The 17,133-nt window shown below is 61.8% G+C and carries 10 protein-coding genes and 1 pseudogene; 9 read left to right on the top strand and 2 right to left on the bottom strand.

What is annotated here, in order from left to right:
* Positions 1–141 precede the first annotated feature (141 nt).
* Positions 142–858, top strand: a complete 717-nt coding sequence (locus NKH43_RS29895; RefSeq protein WP_352861182.1) for a hypothetical protein — start codon at positions 142–144, stop codon at positions 856–858.
* Between the two features lie 210 nt (positions 859–1,068).
* On the top strand, positions 1,069–1,791 hold the full coding sequence (locus NKH43_RS29890; RefSeq protein ID WP_352861180.1) for an AbiV family abortive infection protein: 723 nt from the start codon (positions 1,069–1,071) through the stop codon (positions 1,789–1,791).
* A gap of 346 nt (positions 1,792–2,137) precedes the next feature.
* Here the strand turns inward: NKH43_RS29890 and NKH43_RS29885 are convergent, their stop codons facing one another.
* A complete protein-coding gene (locus NKH43_RS29885) occupies positions 2,138–2,758 on the bottom strand; it encodes a DUF4160 domain-containing protein (RefSeq protein ID WP_352861178.1) in 621 nt (206 codons plus the stop codon).
* A gap of 90 nt (positions 2,759–2,848) precedes the next feature.
* On the opposite strand from NKH43_RS29885, the gene NKH43_RS29880 reads away from it, so the two are divergent.
* The 5 genes and pseudogenes from NKH43_RS29880 to NKH43_RS29860 all read left to right on the top strand — a co-directional run bounded on the left by NKH43_RS29880 (position 2,849) and on the right by NKH43_RS29860 (position 6,279).
* Positions 2,849–3,103: a hypothetical protein gene (locus NKH43_RS29880; RefSeq protein ID WP_352861176.1), complete on the top strand. Its 255-nt coding sequence runs from the start codon at positions 2,849–2,851 to the stop codon at positions 3,101–3,103.
* A 2-nt stretch (positions 3,104–3,105) separates the two neighbouring features.
* A pseudogene (dnaE2, locus tag NKH43_RS29875) lies at positions 3,106–3,487 on the top strand (error-prone DNA polymerase); the annotation flags it as partial.
* 98 nt (positions 3,488–3,585) lie between these two features.
* Positions 3,586–4,815: an AAA family ATPase gene (locus NKH43_RS29870; RefSeq protein ID WP_352818549.1), complete on the top strand. Its 1,230-nt coding sequence runs from the start codon at positions 3,586–3,588 to the stop codon at positions 4,813–4,815.
* Between the two features lie 2 nt (positions 4,816–4,817).
* Positions 4,818–5,378, top strand: coding sequence for an RloB domain-containing protein (locus tag NKH43_RS29865; protein WP_352682119.1), 561 nt, complete (start codon positions 4,818–4,820; stop codon positions 5,376–5,378).
* A 76-nt stretch (positions 5,379–5,454) separates the two neighbouring features.
* Positions 5,455–6,279, top strand: a complete 825-nt coding sequence (locus tag NKH43_RS29860) for a toll/interleukin-1 receptor domain-containing protein (RefSeq protein ID WP_352861174.1) — start codon at positions 5,455–5,457, stop codon at positions 6,277–6,279.
* Here NKH43_RS29860 and NKH43_RS29855 read toward each other — a convergent pair.
* Positions 6,276–6,539, bottom strand: a complete 264-nt coding sequence (locus tag NKH43_RS29855; protein WP_352861171.1) for a hypothetical protein — start codon at positions 6,537–6,539, stop codon at positions 6,276–6,278. The two genes, NKH43_RS29860 and NKH43_RS29855, sit on opposite strands and share 4 nt — an antisense overlap.
* A 527-nt stretch (positions 6,540–7,066) precedes the next feature.
* On the opposite strand from NKH43_RS29855, the gene NKH43_RS29850 reads away from it, so the two are divergent.
* The gene (locus NKH43_RS29850) at positions 7,067–11,620 is read left to right on the top strand and encodes an ATP-binding protein (RefSeq protein ID WP_352861169.1); all 4,554 of its coding nucleotides are present in this window, start codon (positions 7,067–7,069) and stop codon (positions 11,618–11,620) included.
* Positions 11,621–11,967: 347 nt separating this feature from the next.
* Positions 11,968–17,109, top strand: a complete 5,142-nt coding sequence (locus NKH43_RS29845; RefSeq protein ID WP_352861168.1) for an NACHT domain-containing protein — start codon at positions 11,968–11,970, stop codon at positions 17,107–17,109.
* Positions 17,110–17,133: the final 24 nt, after the last annotated feature.

Raw genomic sequence — 17,133 nt, 5'->3', positions numbered from 1 at the left:
CATCCGGTCAAGGACGATAGTGGCAAAAGGTGTCATCTGACCTGTAGCCATGTTTCTGGGCGTGCTTCTCGTACAAGAGTGTTGTCAGATACCTCAAATGCGTTGAACGTGACGGTGTGATCTATGCGGACGGAGAGCGAGATGGGGCTGATAAACCTAAGTCACCGCGAGAAGCAGGCCATCGGCGCGATTAACAGCGGTGCGCTTCATGACTTGGTTGATCAGGCCATCAGTTCAGAGCACCTCGGAAAACTCAGCAGCCTACCACTCTACGACTGCGGAGAGTACGTGGCCACCAAGCTTCGGTACTTCGATCGAGCGCTTGCGGCGTATAGGATCGCGAAGTCGGCCAAGAAGCGCGAAGAGACGCTATATTCCGCTCACAAGGCCGGCAGTGATCTGACTTTTGCGTTCGCCCAGATAAAGCAACGCATGGAGGTCGAGGAACGCGAGAGCCAGCTATTTTTTGTCTACGATCCGACGATGCCTCCATTTGGTCTGACCCAGAACATGCAGGTTCGCGTCAGCTACCGGTGGCGCCGGGCGACCGGGGATGAATGGACTTCCGGGTCCATTGTCTTCAAGCACAAGGTCCGGCCCCGTTTGGACTATCTTGCACTCGCTCAGCCGAAGCCTAAGCGAAAGCCGAGCGCCAGGAAACTTGCGGAGAACCGTGAGAGTGACCTGCTTTACGAATGGGAGCACTTTGAGCGGTTGGCTCATTGGTCAGTGCGCGACTATTTCCGGGCGGGCCGTGACGGAGCGGGCATTCCAGGTCAGTTTGAAGTTAGGCTCGGTGACGATGACCGGCTGGACAATTTCAGCGCTGATTTCTGGGCGCGCAACGTGAGCTCCTGACGACTAGTCGCCCGCTATCGCCTTCTGCTGAAAATTGGCGGGCTCAGTTGCTATGGACGATCCGGTTGTTTGCAAGAAAGAACTCACCGAGCCCATCGCGGTCGCCATGGGATGGAATGCGATGAACCGCCCGCGATCGCGACCTTATGTGCAGCGGTGAGTGAATGCCGGACTACATGAAGCAACGCTACTAAGTAACAAGGGAGCAACGTGAGCGAAGACAATGCGAAACCGGACCTGGCGTCCCTGGAGGTCCTCGTCCGCGGAGCGGAGAAGACATTTGATAACGCGGAGCACCTCTTCTTCGAGGCGGAACTCCTGGCCAAGGCAGGAGCAGTGGCACGAGCCCTGTGCCTGCATCAGATCTCGTTAGAGGAATGCTCCAAGGTCGACACTCTTGGGGCGTGGGGAATGAGCCTGGTCATGGGGCTCGAGGTCGACCAGAAGAAGGTGCTTGCCGCGTTTGCCCGGCATGCATCCAAGAACAAATCCAATGCCTACATGCTCGAAGAATCGGAGGCCGAGAAAGACGCCAAGCGGCGCGGTGATCTCAAGGGAGCCATAGAGGCGTTCAAGAAGAGCCAGGCCGAGTTTCACGAAACGTCGAACCAAGGGAAGAATGCCTCGCTCTACGTCGACTGGGTGGATGTCGAGTTCGTCGCCCCGAGCGAACGCATCACCGAGGCGATGTTGGCAGAGATCAAGGGGCGGAATGCTCAGTTTCTCGGTTACGCCCACAATTCGGTGAAGATGCTTAAACGGACTGCCGCGGCTCCCGAGGATGTTCGTGGCATGTTCTCCGGGTTTGTCGCGCAGGCCGAAAAACTACGGGATACGAAGCCTGACAATCCAATCGAAGCGATCGAAACATGGCTTTGGGATTTCTTGGAGGCAGAGCCGCGAAAGAGAAGGAGCGAGGATCCCGGTCAGTGAGGAAGTTTCTGGCCCGCATGCTCACCGCTTCCAGGATGATGATAACTATTCGCGAATGCGTGCGGCGTAATGCTGAAGTTCTTCCTGTAGGCTATGGTGCTGGGTCGCTTCTCAACCCTCGTTCTTGCCACTCGCTTCGCGGATCTGGCGGTCTAGTGCCCGCAGCGAGTCATCGAAATCCACCGCCCTGAATCAACCGGCTCCGCGATTGGCGAGCTTCTCAAGTTTCACTTGGCCCAAAGAAGGACGTATCGCAATCAGGACGCATAGGGCATACCGATTACAGGGAAACCCATAGAACACAGTAACTCCCCCCGTCCGAGGATTCTCACCCCTAAAGGCCCGATCAGGGCTGGTTTGGCGGTTTTGGCGGTGCGGAGCTCGCGGCTTTCGGAAGTTTCTGGTCGTCGGGCCGGGTCGCGTGCCACTCCTCGAGCAGGCTCTTCCTGTGGTCCTTCACGGCACGAAGGGCAGCAGCCTCGCCGCGAAGGCTGCGCTTGCCGGCCACGACGCGAGGTTCTTCCTCGATTGAGATATTGATGTCGCCATCCTGTAGTTGGACCTTCACGTGGGGAAAGCCGGCGTGCTGCGACTCGTTCGGGTAGAGCACCATCTTAAAGCCGGTGTTCGCCTTGACCGTCACTTCGTCGAGACGGACCGGCCCTTCGGGCAGCGTGATCAGCCCGTCCTCAAAGCTCTCCATGAGCGCGGCGTGAAGCGGCTTTGAAATCTCTAAGGTTTCTTGCTCGGGCAGGACCCCTTGAGAGGCGAGCTGACGAGTCAGAGCCGCCTCGACTTCCTGCGCATCTTCACCAGCGTCGATGAGTTGCCTCGCTGCTATCGGGTAGGCGCCCGTCAGGGCCTCTTCGAGCGCCATGCCTTGGTTAATCATGGGCGCGGCGATTTTTCCCACACGCTCGCCGAGCGCAAGCTCCACGCGGGAAAACTTCGGCAATTCGTCGGTCATCAGATCAACACTCCATATGCCTGCAATTGACTCTTCCGTCATGGGAACAAAGATAGAACATATCGAAAAACGGAGCCGAGCGCGACGGGCATGGCCATGTCCTCGAACAGTCGTGAATTGCGCGAACTTCGGGGGCGCATCGCACGCCTGGAAAGCGGCTCTGCACGCCGGCGCGAGGTCCTACTCTTCGGCGTCCCCGAAATCGCTCGCGTGCTGCTGGGAGGAGGGCTTGCGCTGGGGGCGCTGCATGAGGTCGCCAGCGGCGCTAACGGGGCCATCGACGGAGCGGCCGCCATCTTGTGGGCGGCCGGTGTCGCCGCCCGAAAGCGCGGCCGGATCCTCTGATGCGTCACCTGTCGCAGCACCCCGGTGGATTCGTCCTGACCCACGACCACCTCGATGAGCTGGTGCCGATCGAGCCGGTGCTCATGGCCGATCGGCAGGTCATCGAATGGGAGAAGGACGATATCGACATTCTCAAATTCATGAAGGTGGATGTTTTGGCGCTAGGCATGCTCACCTGCATGATGCGCAGCTTCGATCTCCTGGCCGAGGGGGCCTCACGCTCCACCTCGCCACCCGGCCGAGGATCCCGCGACCTACGCCATGATCCGCAAGGCGGACACGATTGGGGTCTTTCAGATCGAGAGCCGCGCGCAGATCTCGATGCTGCCGAGGATCAAGCCACGCGATATCGTAGATCCCAGGCTGAAGGTGGAGCCAATCAAAGTCAAAACCCGCGACTTCAGGTAGCATTTTGGCTGACTAAAACGTATAATCGACAAATTTCGGTTGAAAATACGAATACGGCACCCCATATTGCGCGAATGCTGTACCGCCTCGAAATCGAGAACTTCTATTCCATCCGCGATCCACAGGTCCTCGACCTGAGGATCGGCAAGAACGTGCCGGATCTGCCGGAAAGATTTGGTTCGATCTTCCCGCGCTCGGAAGAGCGTGTCGCCAAGGCGGTTGCGCTGTTCGGGCCCAATGGCTCGGGCAAGTCGACCGTGCTGCGTGCCTTGGCCTTCGTGAGCTGGTTCATCGGCGAGAGCTTCCAGCACAAGGGTCCCGGTCTTCCCTTCGAGCGCTTCAACGACGCGGAATCCGCCAATCGTCCGATCCGGCTCGCGATCGAGCTGGGCGGTCTGCTCGACCTGAGTGGCGCCGAACGCAGCGCGGAGGAGATCGCCGTCGCCGACGATGTCGGAACCTTCCGCTACGAATTGCACTTGCAACCCACAGATGGCGTGATCAAGACCGTCACCCACGAAGCTTTGCGCATGAAGAATAACGGCCAGGGCAAGTGGCAGCGCGTCTTCGAGCGGGATGCCGACCGTAAGGTCCAGGGATCGAGGATCTTTCCGCTCAGCGGCTTCTCGCAGGTGGTCGACAAGGTAAGGGAGGATGCCAGCGTCATCGCGACCTTGGCACTCTTCGAACACCAGGCCTCCAAGGTCATCCTCGAGGCCGCCGCCGCCGTCTATCGCAACATCCTGATCGACCGCACCGATCTTGGCGACCAGGCCGTGATCACCTACCTCGCGCAGAACCCGCCGGTCGTGGCGGCGCTCAACCGGGAGCTGCAGCGCATCGACCTCGGTGTCGAGGAGATGCAGATCGTGCAGGCAGCAACCGGACCGGTCGCACTGTTTCGGCATCAGGGTCTGCATGTGGATATGCCCTGGGGCCTCGAGAGCCACGGGACGCGTTCCTTCATCCGCATCTTCCCCCTGATCCTGCTCGCCCTGCAGCAGGGAGGGGTGGCGCTTGTCGACGAACTGGATCAGTCGATCCACCCGCTGATCCTGCCGGAGATCGTCCGCTGGTTTTATGACCCGGAACGCAACCCCTATGACGCGCAGCTATGGATGACGTGCCACTCGGCGTCCCTGCTCGACGATCTCGCCAAGGAAGAGGTGGTCTTTTGCGAGAAGGACAGCCGGGGCCGGTCACAGGTGTATAGCCTGATGGACGTTGGCGCCGTTCGCCGCACCGACAATCTCTACAAGAAGTATCTCGGCGGCGTGTACGGCGCAGTCCCCCAGGTCGGATGAGGATGCGCCGTCCGACCATAAGACCGAAAACGCCGATCTTTCTGGGCTGCGAGGGGGAATCCGAACAGGCCTATGGGCAGTTGCTCAACGATCTGCTGCAGGCCGCCGGCCGTCCGGTTCACCTCGAAGTCGTGAACCTCAGCCCGGGCGCGGGTGACCCCACCTCCCGCTTGCGCCGCGCCGCACAAGAGATCGAGCGGAGACGCCGGCGCCGCTCGGAATTCGCGCGTCGGGCAGTGCTCCTCGACATCGATCAGGTGCAGAACGATAACCAACGTCGGCAACAGGCCGAGCAGCTCGCCAACCAGCTGGACATCCGTCTCATCTGGCAGGACCCCTGCCACGAGGCGCTGCTGCTGCGTCACCTCAACGGCTTCGCCCAGCATCGGCCGCCGACCACGCAAGCATCGGGAGTCGCCCTGCGTGGTGCCTGGCCTCAGTACGACAAACCCATGACCAAGATCCTGCTGGCGCGCCGCATCGGCCTTACCGATGTGCGCCGGGCCGCCGCAGTCGAGCCCGTGCTCGCCGCCTTCCTCCACGATGTCGGGCTTCTGCCCTGACGCCTCACCTTGAAAGCACGCCATGTACAACCTCTTCGTATCCGGATGGGAAGATCAGTAGAAAGGCGATCCCTGCGTGCTCGACGCCAGCCGCTGCGTTCGCCACCATGAATACACCGACGAGCAGATAGCCCAGCAGTTCGGCGCCTTGGACGAGGAAGCGCTGAAGGAACTGACTCGTCTGCCTTCCATCTTCGCTTACGAAGCCGGCTGCAAGCTCGACCCCAAATTCGGCATCATCCGCGAGGTCACCGTACGCCGCGGCCAAGTGCGGATCGAATACGAGATCATCCCTGTAGATCCGTTCCTGGTGGCGGCCGATTTCGATGCCCTCAGCTTCGAGCTCGATATCGGCAACTGGGAAATGAACCGCACGCATTGGGCGGTCAAGAATGTCAACCTGCCCAAGGAACTCCATGCCGCACGCGGCATCGTGCTGCCGTCATGGACCCAGCAGGCCGGGAGGGCCGTCGACATCACGCGGCACACTTTCGATGTCGGCCTCTCTTTCCCTGGTGAGGCGCGCGGACTGGTCGAGCAGGTCGCCCGCGAGCTTGAAGCACGCGTCGGCCCCAATGCCTATTTCTACGACAACAACTACGTGTCCCAGCTTGCGCGACCCTCGTTGGACACCCTCCTGCAGGACATCTACCGAAATCGGTCCAAGCTGATCGTTGTCTTCCTCGGCGAGGACTATCAGCGCAAGGATTGGTGTGACGTCGAATTCCGTGCCATCCGCGAAATCATCATGGGGCGCGAAGATCAGCGCGTCATGTTCGTGCGCGTGGACGATGGCGCCGTCGATGGAGTGTTCCGCACCGATGGCTATGTCGATGCGCGCCGTTTCGTACCGGCTCAGATTGCCCAATTCATCGCTGAGCGCACCGCGCTCATTGCCTAGCCGTCAGCGAGCGCATTCGGCGGCAGTGCCACGCAGCGGCGGTCGACCATGACGTGGCGGCGCTTGGGCGCGCCGGGATCGGTCAGACGTGGCGTCACCGAGACAATGGCCACCTTCCAATCAGGCAGCCCCGGTTGCGGCGCTTCCATGACGCCCGACAACACAGTGAGGCCGGGGCGCTCGAGTTCGGCCACGCATTTCAGAATGTCGTTGTAGAGACCGCGCCGCCCACGCTCGGACGGCGTGGGGGTCTTCCACAATGTCGGAGAGGATGAACGACGCCAGATCGAGCCACTCGCCGAGATTGGCGATGTATCATCACATCAGGTCGGTAGATGAGATAGGCTTGGCACTTGGCAGCCTCGCGGATCCGTCCGTTCTTGAGCTGCCATTCGAGAATGGCGACACCGATTCAATCCGATCTTGTCTAACCCAAACGAAGGCGGAGACCATTTACGACTTACATCGACCCGCTCACGCCGCATCCTCGGGACGACGTTCGTGAACATCGGTCCGAAGGCTCGATATCAACCTTGAACGTCCCAGACTGTGGACCCTCCCGTCAGCCCATTTGCTATGCGGGGAGTTTCACAGTTTGGTCCTGCGGTGCAGGAACGTCGGGCTTGGAAATGCGGACAAAAACGTCGGCGCGAAGTAGACTGATGCTTCCGCCCGCTTCAACTGCCAGGTCCCTTCTTCCGCCTCGCCTTTGCCGCACCGATGGCTAGGCTGCTTCTGAGAGCGAATCATCGCTCGATCATGGAATGGGCCTGAGGAAGCCAACACAATGAACGACGCGGCGTCTCAGATCGCGGCCTCGCTTGCCATCGACCTTGACGCGGGAACGCCGGGCCGGCGCGCGATCGCCGGCTTTCTCGTGCAGATCTTGCGGAGCGTTCACCTCGGCCTCGAGATGAGCATCGCGCTTTCGCCTGTGGACGGCAGCGCCCAGATGATTTTGCATCTCGAACCCTCCGACGGCGGGGACCACAGGCTTCTTCGCGGACCACGCGACATCGTCGAACAGGTGAAGATGCGCACCGGCCGGGGTAGATGGTCCAGCAGTGAGGTCGCCTCAAAGGTGTTTCCCGACTTGCTGCGTGCGGTTCATATCGCTGCCGACCAGACATTTCGCTTCGTCACCAACAACGGGGCCGGCCTTGCTACGCTTCAGGGCTACATCGCGTCGCGCGGGTGGGCTACTGGCAAACCACATCGATGGGGCTCTGAACGCCTGACGACGGCAGAGTTTGAGCGACGCCTCGCGAAATTTGCTGGCCTAGACCAGGTTACCGCCGAGTTGCGCCATCTGCTCGATCGGCTTGAAATCCACGTATTCAATCCAGCGGCGGCCCTAGACGAGATCGACAAGGTGCTTACCCCGCTCATCGAGCCCGGCGAACACGTGAGTGACAAGCGCCATCAGTTGATTGGCCAATTGATGATGCTCGCAACGAATGGGGCAAAGCTGTCGTCCGCAGACCTGCTCGCCCTGGTTAGTCCGCGAGCGCACCGCCTGCTTGCACATATCCAGTCCTTGCCGACGCTGCTCGGCAATCATCTGCAAGAGGACGCCCGCCTCATCGGCTACGCCGTTGAACTACAGGTGCGTCGAGCTCTGCCCGATGTCGTGGCCGATCTCGCCGTCCTCTCGGGCGAGTCCGGACAGGGTAAGACTTGGTCACTCGCACAACTCGCCTTCGAGCAGATCGATCGCGGCGAGCTCGCTATCCTCATGCGCGCGCCCGCGACAATCGAGGAGGTTCTCGACTTCATCGCGGAGCGGATCTGGCAACCGGCGCATCCGGATCTCGCGCCGATCGCGGTCATGGCCAAAAGCCTGCGCGAGGCGCTCCGTCGCGCCGACGGGATGTGGCTCACCCTCTATGTCGATGACGTGCAGGATCGGACCTTCGCGGAGCGGCTCGCGCGAGCCAGGTGGCACGAACATGGTGTGCGCATCGTCATCTCGGCCCAGCCGCGCATTACCGAGGCGATCCGCTCGGTTCGCCAAGATTTGCAGATCATTGAGATCGGCAATTTCCGGAGTGCCGAACTGCGCCGCTTCCTAACCGTACATGGGCATGCCACGGCGCTGGAGACCACGCCCGACGATGTTTTCGAACTGCTTCTGAAGCCGGTGCACGCTAGCATTATTGTTCAGTTACCCAAACGCGATGCTTGGTCGGGCGTATCAGAGTATCAGCTGTTCAACGCCTATTGGGACTACGCGAGCCTGGATGCCCGCGAGCAATTCGACCATCCCAGCGACCGACACTGCCTGAGGTCGCTGGCCGGCCAACTCCTGACAGGGCAAAGCCACTATCCTTGGCGTATCGGCGAGATGCGGGCCGCGGGGCTCGACGATCCCGCAATCCTGCGCCTTGAGCAGGTCGGGCTTTTACGGCGCGTGGTAGCCGACCGCATCGCTTTCGCCGCGGACCGAATGCTCAACTGGGCGGTCGCGGAATCTTTGGTCGAAGCAATACTGGAGGATGGATTGTCTCCGACGGAAGCCGAGGCCCGTTTTGCCTCGATCGACGTTCTGCGAACCAAGAGTGGCGAAGCGATCGGCACGCGTCTTGGCTATGTCTACTTCGACGCATTGTGGCTGCTCGCTGGCCAGAGCGAGCCCGAGTTCGTTGCCATGCTTATCCGTGAGCATATCGCGCGGATGCACCCGGAAGACCATGCCGAGGATCAGTGGACAAACGGCTTCGGCAGCCTGGGCCCGCGCATCCTTCCCGCCCTGGAATATCTCGCCGCCCACGAGCTCGGTGAAGAGGGTGATACGGAAATCCTGAGGAATCTTCCATTCGCCCTCGCCAGCATCGCAGTCGCGGATGCCCAGCCCGTCGAGGACCTGATCGAGCGCCAGATCACGTCGGGAGTCGAGCGCCTCGTCGACATTGGAGTGCGGGCGGCCCGCATGGTGCCGGCTCCGAGAGCGCTTGACTCGATCTGGGGCGAGCACCTTGCGCGCACGGCCGCCTACGACGAGGCCGCAACCACATCGGATGTCGAGGTACGGTCGCTCGCGATTATCCGGCGGGAGTTGAGTTCCGATGCGCTGCGCATCGCCGTTGCCGCAGCCCCGGAGTGGCTCGACAAGAAGCTGGCCGCCGAAACGGACGTGACGGCGATCGACCAGCTGTTGTGGCGGCTCAAGGATGAGAAATCGGTTGACGGAGATACGGCGTCAGCGATTTGGAACAGGCATCGCGAGCGGTTGGTGGCGCTAATGACGTCCTCGAGCGCAGCGCTCGTAGAGGCAATAGGCCATTTCCGCGAAACGTCCTTGAGTACGGTACTTGACGCAGCCGGGACCGGTGCGCAGGAGTGGATGCCAGAGCGCATCTTGCGAAGCCGCGCACGGCTAGCGCCAAGCGATGCCATGCGGCAGCTGGCGGAGGGCAGCGACCTCTACGGCTGGAAAGCCTCCAATTGGTGGTTCGACTTACTGGCAGCGGCCGATCCAAAGGGCCTCGCTGACGCGATCCGCATGCGTGCGAGCAGGAGCGACGATCCACCGACCGAGCTCATCTTCTATTACCGCAACAGACCCGAGGCGATGAATGCCGAAACGCTCGACGAAGTTCTCGACGCTTTCACCGAAAGGCTCCGTGTCTTCAACGGGACCGGAAATCCCAACCGAGAGGAGGGGCGACTGCATCACCCCTTGGACTTCCTTCCTCGCCTCTGTGAACCTTGGCAATTCGACAGACTGAGAAGTCGTGCCGGCACGGCGCTCGAGGCCGAATTGCTGACGTTCGCTGCACGGCGTCGCGGCCGCATCGATATGACGCGCGATGTGACCGGCGGCCATTGCGAACGCATTCTGGCGATGATCGCTGGGCCGGGGTTCGATGACTTGGTGGTGGCCGAGCTCGCAAGACCCAATACCTTTGGTCGCCAGGATGGCTTTATCGCCGCCCGCTGGTCTGAGGCACACGCCGTCACGAGGTCGCTGTCGGCAGCCCTGGTGGACCCCGACGCCCAGTCCGTTGGCCAGGTCCTGTACATGGAAGCGCTCGCCGTACACGGTTGCGACGCGCACATCGAAAGCATGGTTCGAACCGGCTCCCCCATCTATTTGAATGCTGCGGAGATGCGCTCGTCGAACGGCCGGGACACCTCGGCGCTCCGCCTCCGCATCACGAACCTTCTCGCAGCTGGCGACGCACAATCTCTCGACACTGCCGCAGCTCTGACTGGCTTCCTACGAGCCGCGGAGGATGCGTCCCGCCTAGTCGCAACCTTCCTGGAACCAGGGACCTCCCGCCAAATCAGAATCAGGATACTGGCGTCGTTTCGGGCGCTGGGCTTCTACACGCCCAGAGTGCTTCCGCTGGCGCGCGAGATGATTGCCGGGCAGATCCACCAGGAGGCACACCTCGTCGCTACCTACCTCGGCGAACACGGAGACGAAGATGCCCGGCGCGCCGTTATTGACTGGCTCTCGGAGCAGGACATAGGGAGTTCATCATGGTCGGGCCAAGGTTACCTGCGCCCGCTCATCGACCACCCCGAGGGCAGGGCTGCGGTCGTCAGCTTCTTGCGGCGCTCGCGGACCAACGGACACCTGATCGTTGACGGAGGGCTTATGCGACTGCTGGCCGAGGCGGGCGACAGCCGGGCTCGAGACGAGCTGCTGCGCGCGGCTTACCGCCACTCGGGGTTTGACCGCGGGAACGCGATCGCAGCCATTTGCTATTTGCGGAATGAGGATCCGGACGAAGCCTATTTCGCCGCGCAGCGCTTGCTCACTCGCCACGAGGTACCAGCTTCGGCCGACCTGATGCTTGAGATCGACCCAGATCGCGCCGGCTCGGAACTCCTACTCCGCTACCGAGACGCAAAGCCTTCCCTTCGATTGGAACTCGAGCGGCGTCTTCGGCTGCATTTGGGGGGCGATAGGCTGGCAGCGCTACTCGCCCCGCTGGCGAACTCGCAGCGCTCAAAGGACCGAGTCTTGGCGGCTCAGGTAGCCACCGTCATCCCTTCGGCTGTGATGGTACCTTGGCTTGATCAACTCGCAGCCGAAACTCTGCCGGCCGTAAGCGATGCCGCCCGCGTGGCGCTCCGTCAACGTCACCTTGAAACGGCCGCGTTATTGCATCGCGATCGGCTGCTCGATTCGCCGAAACCTATCCAATGGGCTCGCTTGGTAAAAATCATGGAAATCGTCGATCCTTATTATCTCTGGGCGCGCAACGATCCGGTCAGCCTCAAGGGCGTCTTTGAGACGCTCCCCTATGAGTTTGTCGTCGAGGCCCGCCAGCTCCGTACGCGACTTCTCAAGGACCGAGAGAACGCGGCCAGATCGGACAAGGATCGTTGACGCGCCGCGACCACAGTTGTGTGCAGCTCGGCTAAGATGGGTTCGATGTCTGGACCCAGATGGAATAAATAGAGCGCACTTGGTCAGGTCTGGTTTGTGCTGGTTCAAGCCTTCGCTGCCCGTCACGGGTCATGTAAGATAAGGCTCGTGGCGACCTCAGAGTCCGCTATTTCCAATTCGGAACCAGAAAGAAGTCCACTTCCGGGCAGCAAGGCAGCCGGCTGCAAAGCGCCTCGGCCATTCTCACCTGTTTTCAGCGAAGTCAGAACCTGCCGACCGTTCAGGTGAACTAGAACAAAGTGTTGTGCCCACTTGATCGGGAGGACGACTCCCTGCAAATCATCTCAATGGTGGAACAGGAGTCCAGCTCCGAAATCGCGCGCGGTTCGAGCCCAGCATCGCGGGGGCCAGCCGGTGCCTATATCGAAGGTGAGCTCGGCGCGCTATATCTGCTTGCGCTGCTGACGGGCAATCGGGCACCGGGCTTGCCTGACGCCCGGGTCGTCAGCGTTCGGTTCCAGGGCACGGAGCAGGGATTCAAGCTCGATGACCTGATAGTTTCGGGCGTGGGATCGGCGGGCGACTTCATCCTCGAAATCCAGTCGAAGCGGGATATTACCTTCTCGCCTGGCGATAGCGTCTATCAGGACGTCGCGTCGCAAATTGCGCTGAGCACGGTGGGTTCTGTCCCGGAGGACCGGCATCTTCTCGGCATCGCGACCCAACGGACCAGCCGCAAGATTTCGGGCGCCTATCAGGATGTGCTCAAATGGGCGCGAACTGCGGATAGCGCAACAGCGTTCTTCAACCGCATCGACGCCAAGGGCGTCGCGAGCAAGGACATGCGCGACTTCGTCGCGACGACGCGAAAGCATTTGATCGCCGGCGGTATCGCTGACAATGACCAGGCGATCTGGTTGCTTTTGCGGCGAATGCTCATCCTCGAGTTCGATTTCGAAGCGATGGCGCCGATTGCCCGGGCCCTTGGTCTGGCGCTCGCGCGGGTGGCGCTGGCAGACGAGGATGTCGCCCGTGCCGAGGCGCTATGGAGCCGGCTGACCGACCTGTCGATCAAGACCGGAACCACTGGCGGTAAAATTGATCGAGATAGCCTCAGGGCCGATCTCGCCGAGGCAGGGTTCCGGCTTGCCGGCGACCGCGATTATGGGCTGGCACGCGCCAAGCTAGCCGAACTCGCGCGGAATACGCTTTCCCATATCGGGACGAGCGTGGCGGGTGTGACCTTGCCACGATTGGAAGCTGTCGCTGCGGTGGATGACGCGTCCGAAGCGCATCGGTTCATCGAAATCCGTGGCGATTCCGGTGTCGGCAAGTCCTGGGTGCTTCGGCACGTCGCCGAGCGCGTGGCGCGCCAAGCGCCGATCATCGTGCTTGACTGCGACTCGACGCCGGCAGGCGGCTGGCTACCGTTCTCTAACGCGCTCGGTATTCCGGGTTCGGCGGGCGAATTCCTGACCGATCTGGCCGCTAGCGGCGCCGCGATGCTGTTCGTCGACGGCATTGATATGTTCGACGATCGAGGCCGCCAACGCACCATCATCGAGCTCATGCGCGCGGCGAGCACGATTCCGGGTTTTACAGTAATCGCTACCACGCGCACTGCCGGCCATGTCGATATCGAACCTTGGCTCGACGAAGAGATCGTTGCCGCCCTGGGCGGCGTGCAGCCGGTACCCGTCGGCCCCTTGTCGGACGATGAAGTCGCGATTCTAGTTAATCAGGCGCCGGATCTTCGGCTGTTGCTTGCCCCCCAACATCCCGCCGCCGGTCTTGCTCGTAATCTCTATCGGCTATCCCGGTTGCTGAAGGTGCCGAGCGCGACCGAGGTTCGGACCGAAGCAGCAATGGCCGATTCGTGGTGGAAGAGAGCGGACGGCGCGTCGGCTGCGGAGGTGCGCGCCGCGCAGCGGCTGCTGGCAGCGCTCGCGGCGAGTGCCATAAAGGGAGAAGACGGGGTCGAGCTGACCGAGGATTCTTCTGCTCGGACGCATCTGCTTGAGGCACTGACGCTCAAGGAAGTGCGCCGCGACCGGCTAAACTTCTATCACGACGTGCTGCGCGACTGGGCGATCGGGAACTACATGGCAGAGAATCCGAGCCGTCTGGCCGCACTCGATCTGACTGTGCCGGTATCGCCGCGTGTGGCGCGCGGTATCGAGTTCGCCGCACGTCTCGCGCTCGAGACGGGGGCAGATTGCAGCGCCTGGACCGATCTGATCGCTCATCTGTCTCCGCGAGGGGCGCACGGATCATGGCGGCGCCAAGCCGTCCTCGCCTTGCCGCGGTCGGAGGCCGGCTTCGAATTGCTCGAAAAGTGCAGCGCTGGTCTATTGGCAGACGACGCAGCTCGCCTTATCGAATTGTGCACGGCGATTGCGGCGGCCGAGACCGTGGCGACGGCAGACTTGATGACGATGCCGGACGGCTCCAAGGTCAATCTGCCGCGCTCGTATCGTACAAATAATACCGGGTCGGCAGTTCTGGTCCTGCGCTGGGTGGTGGCGCATGCTGCTGAGATTCCAATGTCGGCGATCGGCGCGGTGGTCGAGCTGGTCCAAATACAGGTCTATTTCCTCAAGCACCTTCGACCGTTCGCCGAGCAGACGGCCATCATGCTGTTTGGCTGGCTGCGTCAGCTTGATGTTCGCGACGCCGAGGTGACGATCCCCGGAGAGCGAAGCCTCGGCCGGGCGGCGAGCGACGCGTCGCGTAGCACGATAGAGCAGTTGCGCCTGATTGCGGTCTTGCTTGGCGAATTCGCGCCCGATCAACTGAAGACTTATTTAAGGGAGCTCGGCGCCGAGGGGGACAGCTACAAGGTCAAGGCGATCCGGCCGTTTTCCAAGGTGATCGCGCCGGTTGCGCCGGCCGAGCTTACGGACCTCATACTGTCGAGCCTCATTGACAAGCGGGAGCGGCGCGGCCGCCATGACCGCTCGATGGAGCGAGCCTTCACCTTCGCCGACAGCGACTATCTGCCGGCCTCGCCGGCGCAGCCGCCATTCCTCGATCTGTTGGAGTCCGGCGCTGCTGAAGGGTTGAGGCTGATTCGGACGCTGGTTGCGGAAGCGATAGCGTTCAACACCGACGGGTTTGCCCCGGAAGACGACGGCTACACCGTCGATCTCGGCCATGGCCCGCGCTTCTTTCCCTGGACTTCGAGCTACTTGTGGTCTCGCGACCAGAGCCACGAATATTCCGCGGCCTCCGGACTGAAGGCCCTCGAGGCGTGGAGCCAGCAGCGCCTCGACGACGGTGTACCCGTCGATGAAGTGCTCACCGACATCCTTGGACCCGAAGGCAGCTGTGCGGCCTATCTGCTGGTCGCAATCGACGTACTGCTGTCGCATTTCAGTGTCGGTCGTGACGTTCTCGCGCCGTTTATCGCAGCCCCTGTGCTGCTGTCTGCCGACCGCGCGCGGCAGACCCATGATCAAATCGGGTCGGGAATTGATTTCCCTATTGGGAAAGAGCCGGATGGAAAGGTCAAACTCGCCGACTTGAAAGCCCGCCCGTCACGGGGTGCGTCCTTGCTTGACATCGTCCCCAATTATATGGGCGACGACACCATTGCGAACCGTCTGCGTGAGCAACTGGGCGCCGCGATCGAGAACTTGGAGCCCTATGAGCCTTATTCGAACTGGGGCGATACGCGGTTCATCGCCCGCTGTGCCAACAACATGCTTCAACGGTCGAACTGGACAGACATCGGGGAGGGGAAGCTGGCCTATCAGCCGCCGGCGGATGAGGCCGCCCATCTTGCGGCGATGGAGAAAACGCGGGGCGAGTTCCTTCGATCTAGCGAAATCGAGGCGCGCGTCAGTCTGGCTATGGGCGGAGAAGGCGAACACGCCAACGCCTCAACGGCACGCGATGCGGTCGAGTATGCGGAGGGCGATCTTCCCGACGACAGTGATACCGATGCTCTCAAATCGCGCTCGACGAGGCTGGTCACGACTGCCCTGCTGGTAGCACGCGATGGGGATGACGATCTGCTCGTGACGCACGAGAAATGGGTTCGTCAGGTCATCTCGATCGCGTTGGAAGAGCAGTCCGATCGCGGGGGTGGTTCGCAGCTTGCGCTGCGCTTCAACCGCCCGGCGATCGCGACGCTTGCGCTGATCCATCTCTGGGGGCGCAAGGGGAGCAAAGCGGACCGAGATGCGCTGATCCGGCTCGCGACCCGCAAGGACCGCAGCGCCGCGCCGGCATTTTCCGCCGGCCTTGCGCGGATCCTCGAGATCGAGCCCAGGCTCTTCAAAGCGGCGATGCGCGTAGCCTTCGCAAGCACGACCTGGCGCTGGAAGAGCTATCAGGAGGAGGACGACGCCGAGCATGCGCGTTTCGAAGCAGAGCGGGCCGCGGCAATCGATGCAGCGGTCGCAGCCGAGGTCGCCTGGCTGGATGGCGGCGCCGAATCTGCGTGGCCGACATGGCCCAAGGAGCGTCCACATCTGCGTCGCGGCTCGCGTATTCGCGTTCCTAGACCAGTCCCACCGGCACAGTTCGACGAAGACGAGGCGATTGAGATCGTCCACGTCGACAGCGCGGCTGCGGCGCAGTGGCTGGCGATGATGCAGGCCGCGCCTAAGGGATCGATCGGCTGGCGGCAGGAGGTGGTCGCGGCCTATGCTGACTGGACCGCGCGGATGAACGGGTTGGGGCTGTCGGTTGATACCGAGATCGACCGCGATCCCCACGACTGGAACCTGCACTATTATGCGCTGTTCGCCGAGCGGCTACTCGACGGAACGCCTATGTCGTTCGATTCCGATCTGAAGCTCGTGACCGATTTGCCAGACGAGCCCTTCTGCGAGGTCGCGCAGACGGTCATGCATGCGGCCGACGCGCTCTATTTCAATGATCTCCAACGTACCGCTTCTCGGCCTGCCGATCTGCGCGCCAAGCTGGTGGAGCGGGTGATCGCGCTCAGGCGGTGGGAATATGCCGGCGATCCGGCCAGCTCGCGGATCGACATAGAAAGTGGCGGCATCATCGCGAAGATGCTCCTCAATACCCACGATCCATTTAACGGGACGCATAGCTATCTCCCGCCATTTCTCTTCGACCGCATCGACCCGCTGCTAGCCACAATGCGCCCCCTGCTGAGGGGCGGGCCGACGGTGTTCGTGGCGCTCTGCACTATGAAGCTGCTCCTCGTTGCGCCCCGGGCGCGACACCTCGACTTTGTCCTCGATGCAGTGGAGGCCTGGTTCGATCGCACCCGCGCGGCGGGCCTGTGGATCACCGCTGGCATCGGTGGTCGCGTCGTGCGCTGGTTCGATGCCGTGTTCGCCGAACAACCGAGCCTGCTGATCCAGGCGCATCCCGCGCGGGGCCGGATCGACCGCGCGCTGGGCAATCTGATCGGGGTTGGCGTCGCCGAGGCGCATGAGCTCGAGTTGCGGGTGGAAGCGGCTGCGGGCGACCCACAGGCATCGGTCGCGCGTCTGGATGGGAGAAGCTGAGTAGGTCCTCCTACGCGATCGGCG

Origin of the sequence: Mesorhizobium sp. M1163 (assembly GCF_040318415.1) — a bacterium.
GTDB lineage: Bacteria > Pseudomonadota > Alphaproteobacteria > Rhizobiales > Rhizobiaceae > Mesorhizobium.
This window is presented reverse-complemented; position numbering and strand designations above follow the sequence as displayed.

What these genes read in the sequence shown, in the direction of transcription:
- NKH43_RS29895 (WP_352861182.1), top strand. Translation starts at nt 142, where the DNA reads ATGGGGCTGATAAACCTAAGTCACCGCGAGAAGCAGGCCATCGGCGCG.
- NKH43_RS29885 (WP_352861178.1), bottom strand. Translation starts at nt 2,758, where the DNA reads ATGACCGACGAATTGCCGAAGTTTTCCCGCGTGGAGCTTGCGCTCGGC.
- NKH43_RS29880 (WP_352861176.1), top strand. Translation starts at nt 2,849, where the DNA reads ATGGCCATGTCCTCGAACAGTCGTGAATTGCGCGAACTTCGGGGGCGC.
- NKH43_RS29870 (WP_352818549.1), top strand. Translation starts at nt 3,586, where the DNA reads ATGCTGTACCGCCTCGAAATCGAGAACTTCTATTCCATCCGCGATCCA.
- NKH43_RS29865 (WP_352682119.1), top strand. Translation starts at nt 4,818, where the DNA reads ATGCGCCGTCCGACCATAAGACCGAAAACGCCGATCTTTCTGGGCTGC.
- NKH43_RS29850 (WP_352861169.1), top strand. Translation starts at nt 7,067, where the DNA reads ATGAACGACGCGGCGTCTCAGATCGCGGCCTCGCTTGCCATCGACCTT.
- NKH43_RS29845 (WP_352861168.1), top strand. Translation starts at nt 11,968, where the DNA reads ATGGTGGAACAGGAGTCCAGCTCCGAAATCGCGCGCGGTTCGAGCCCA.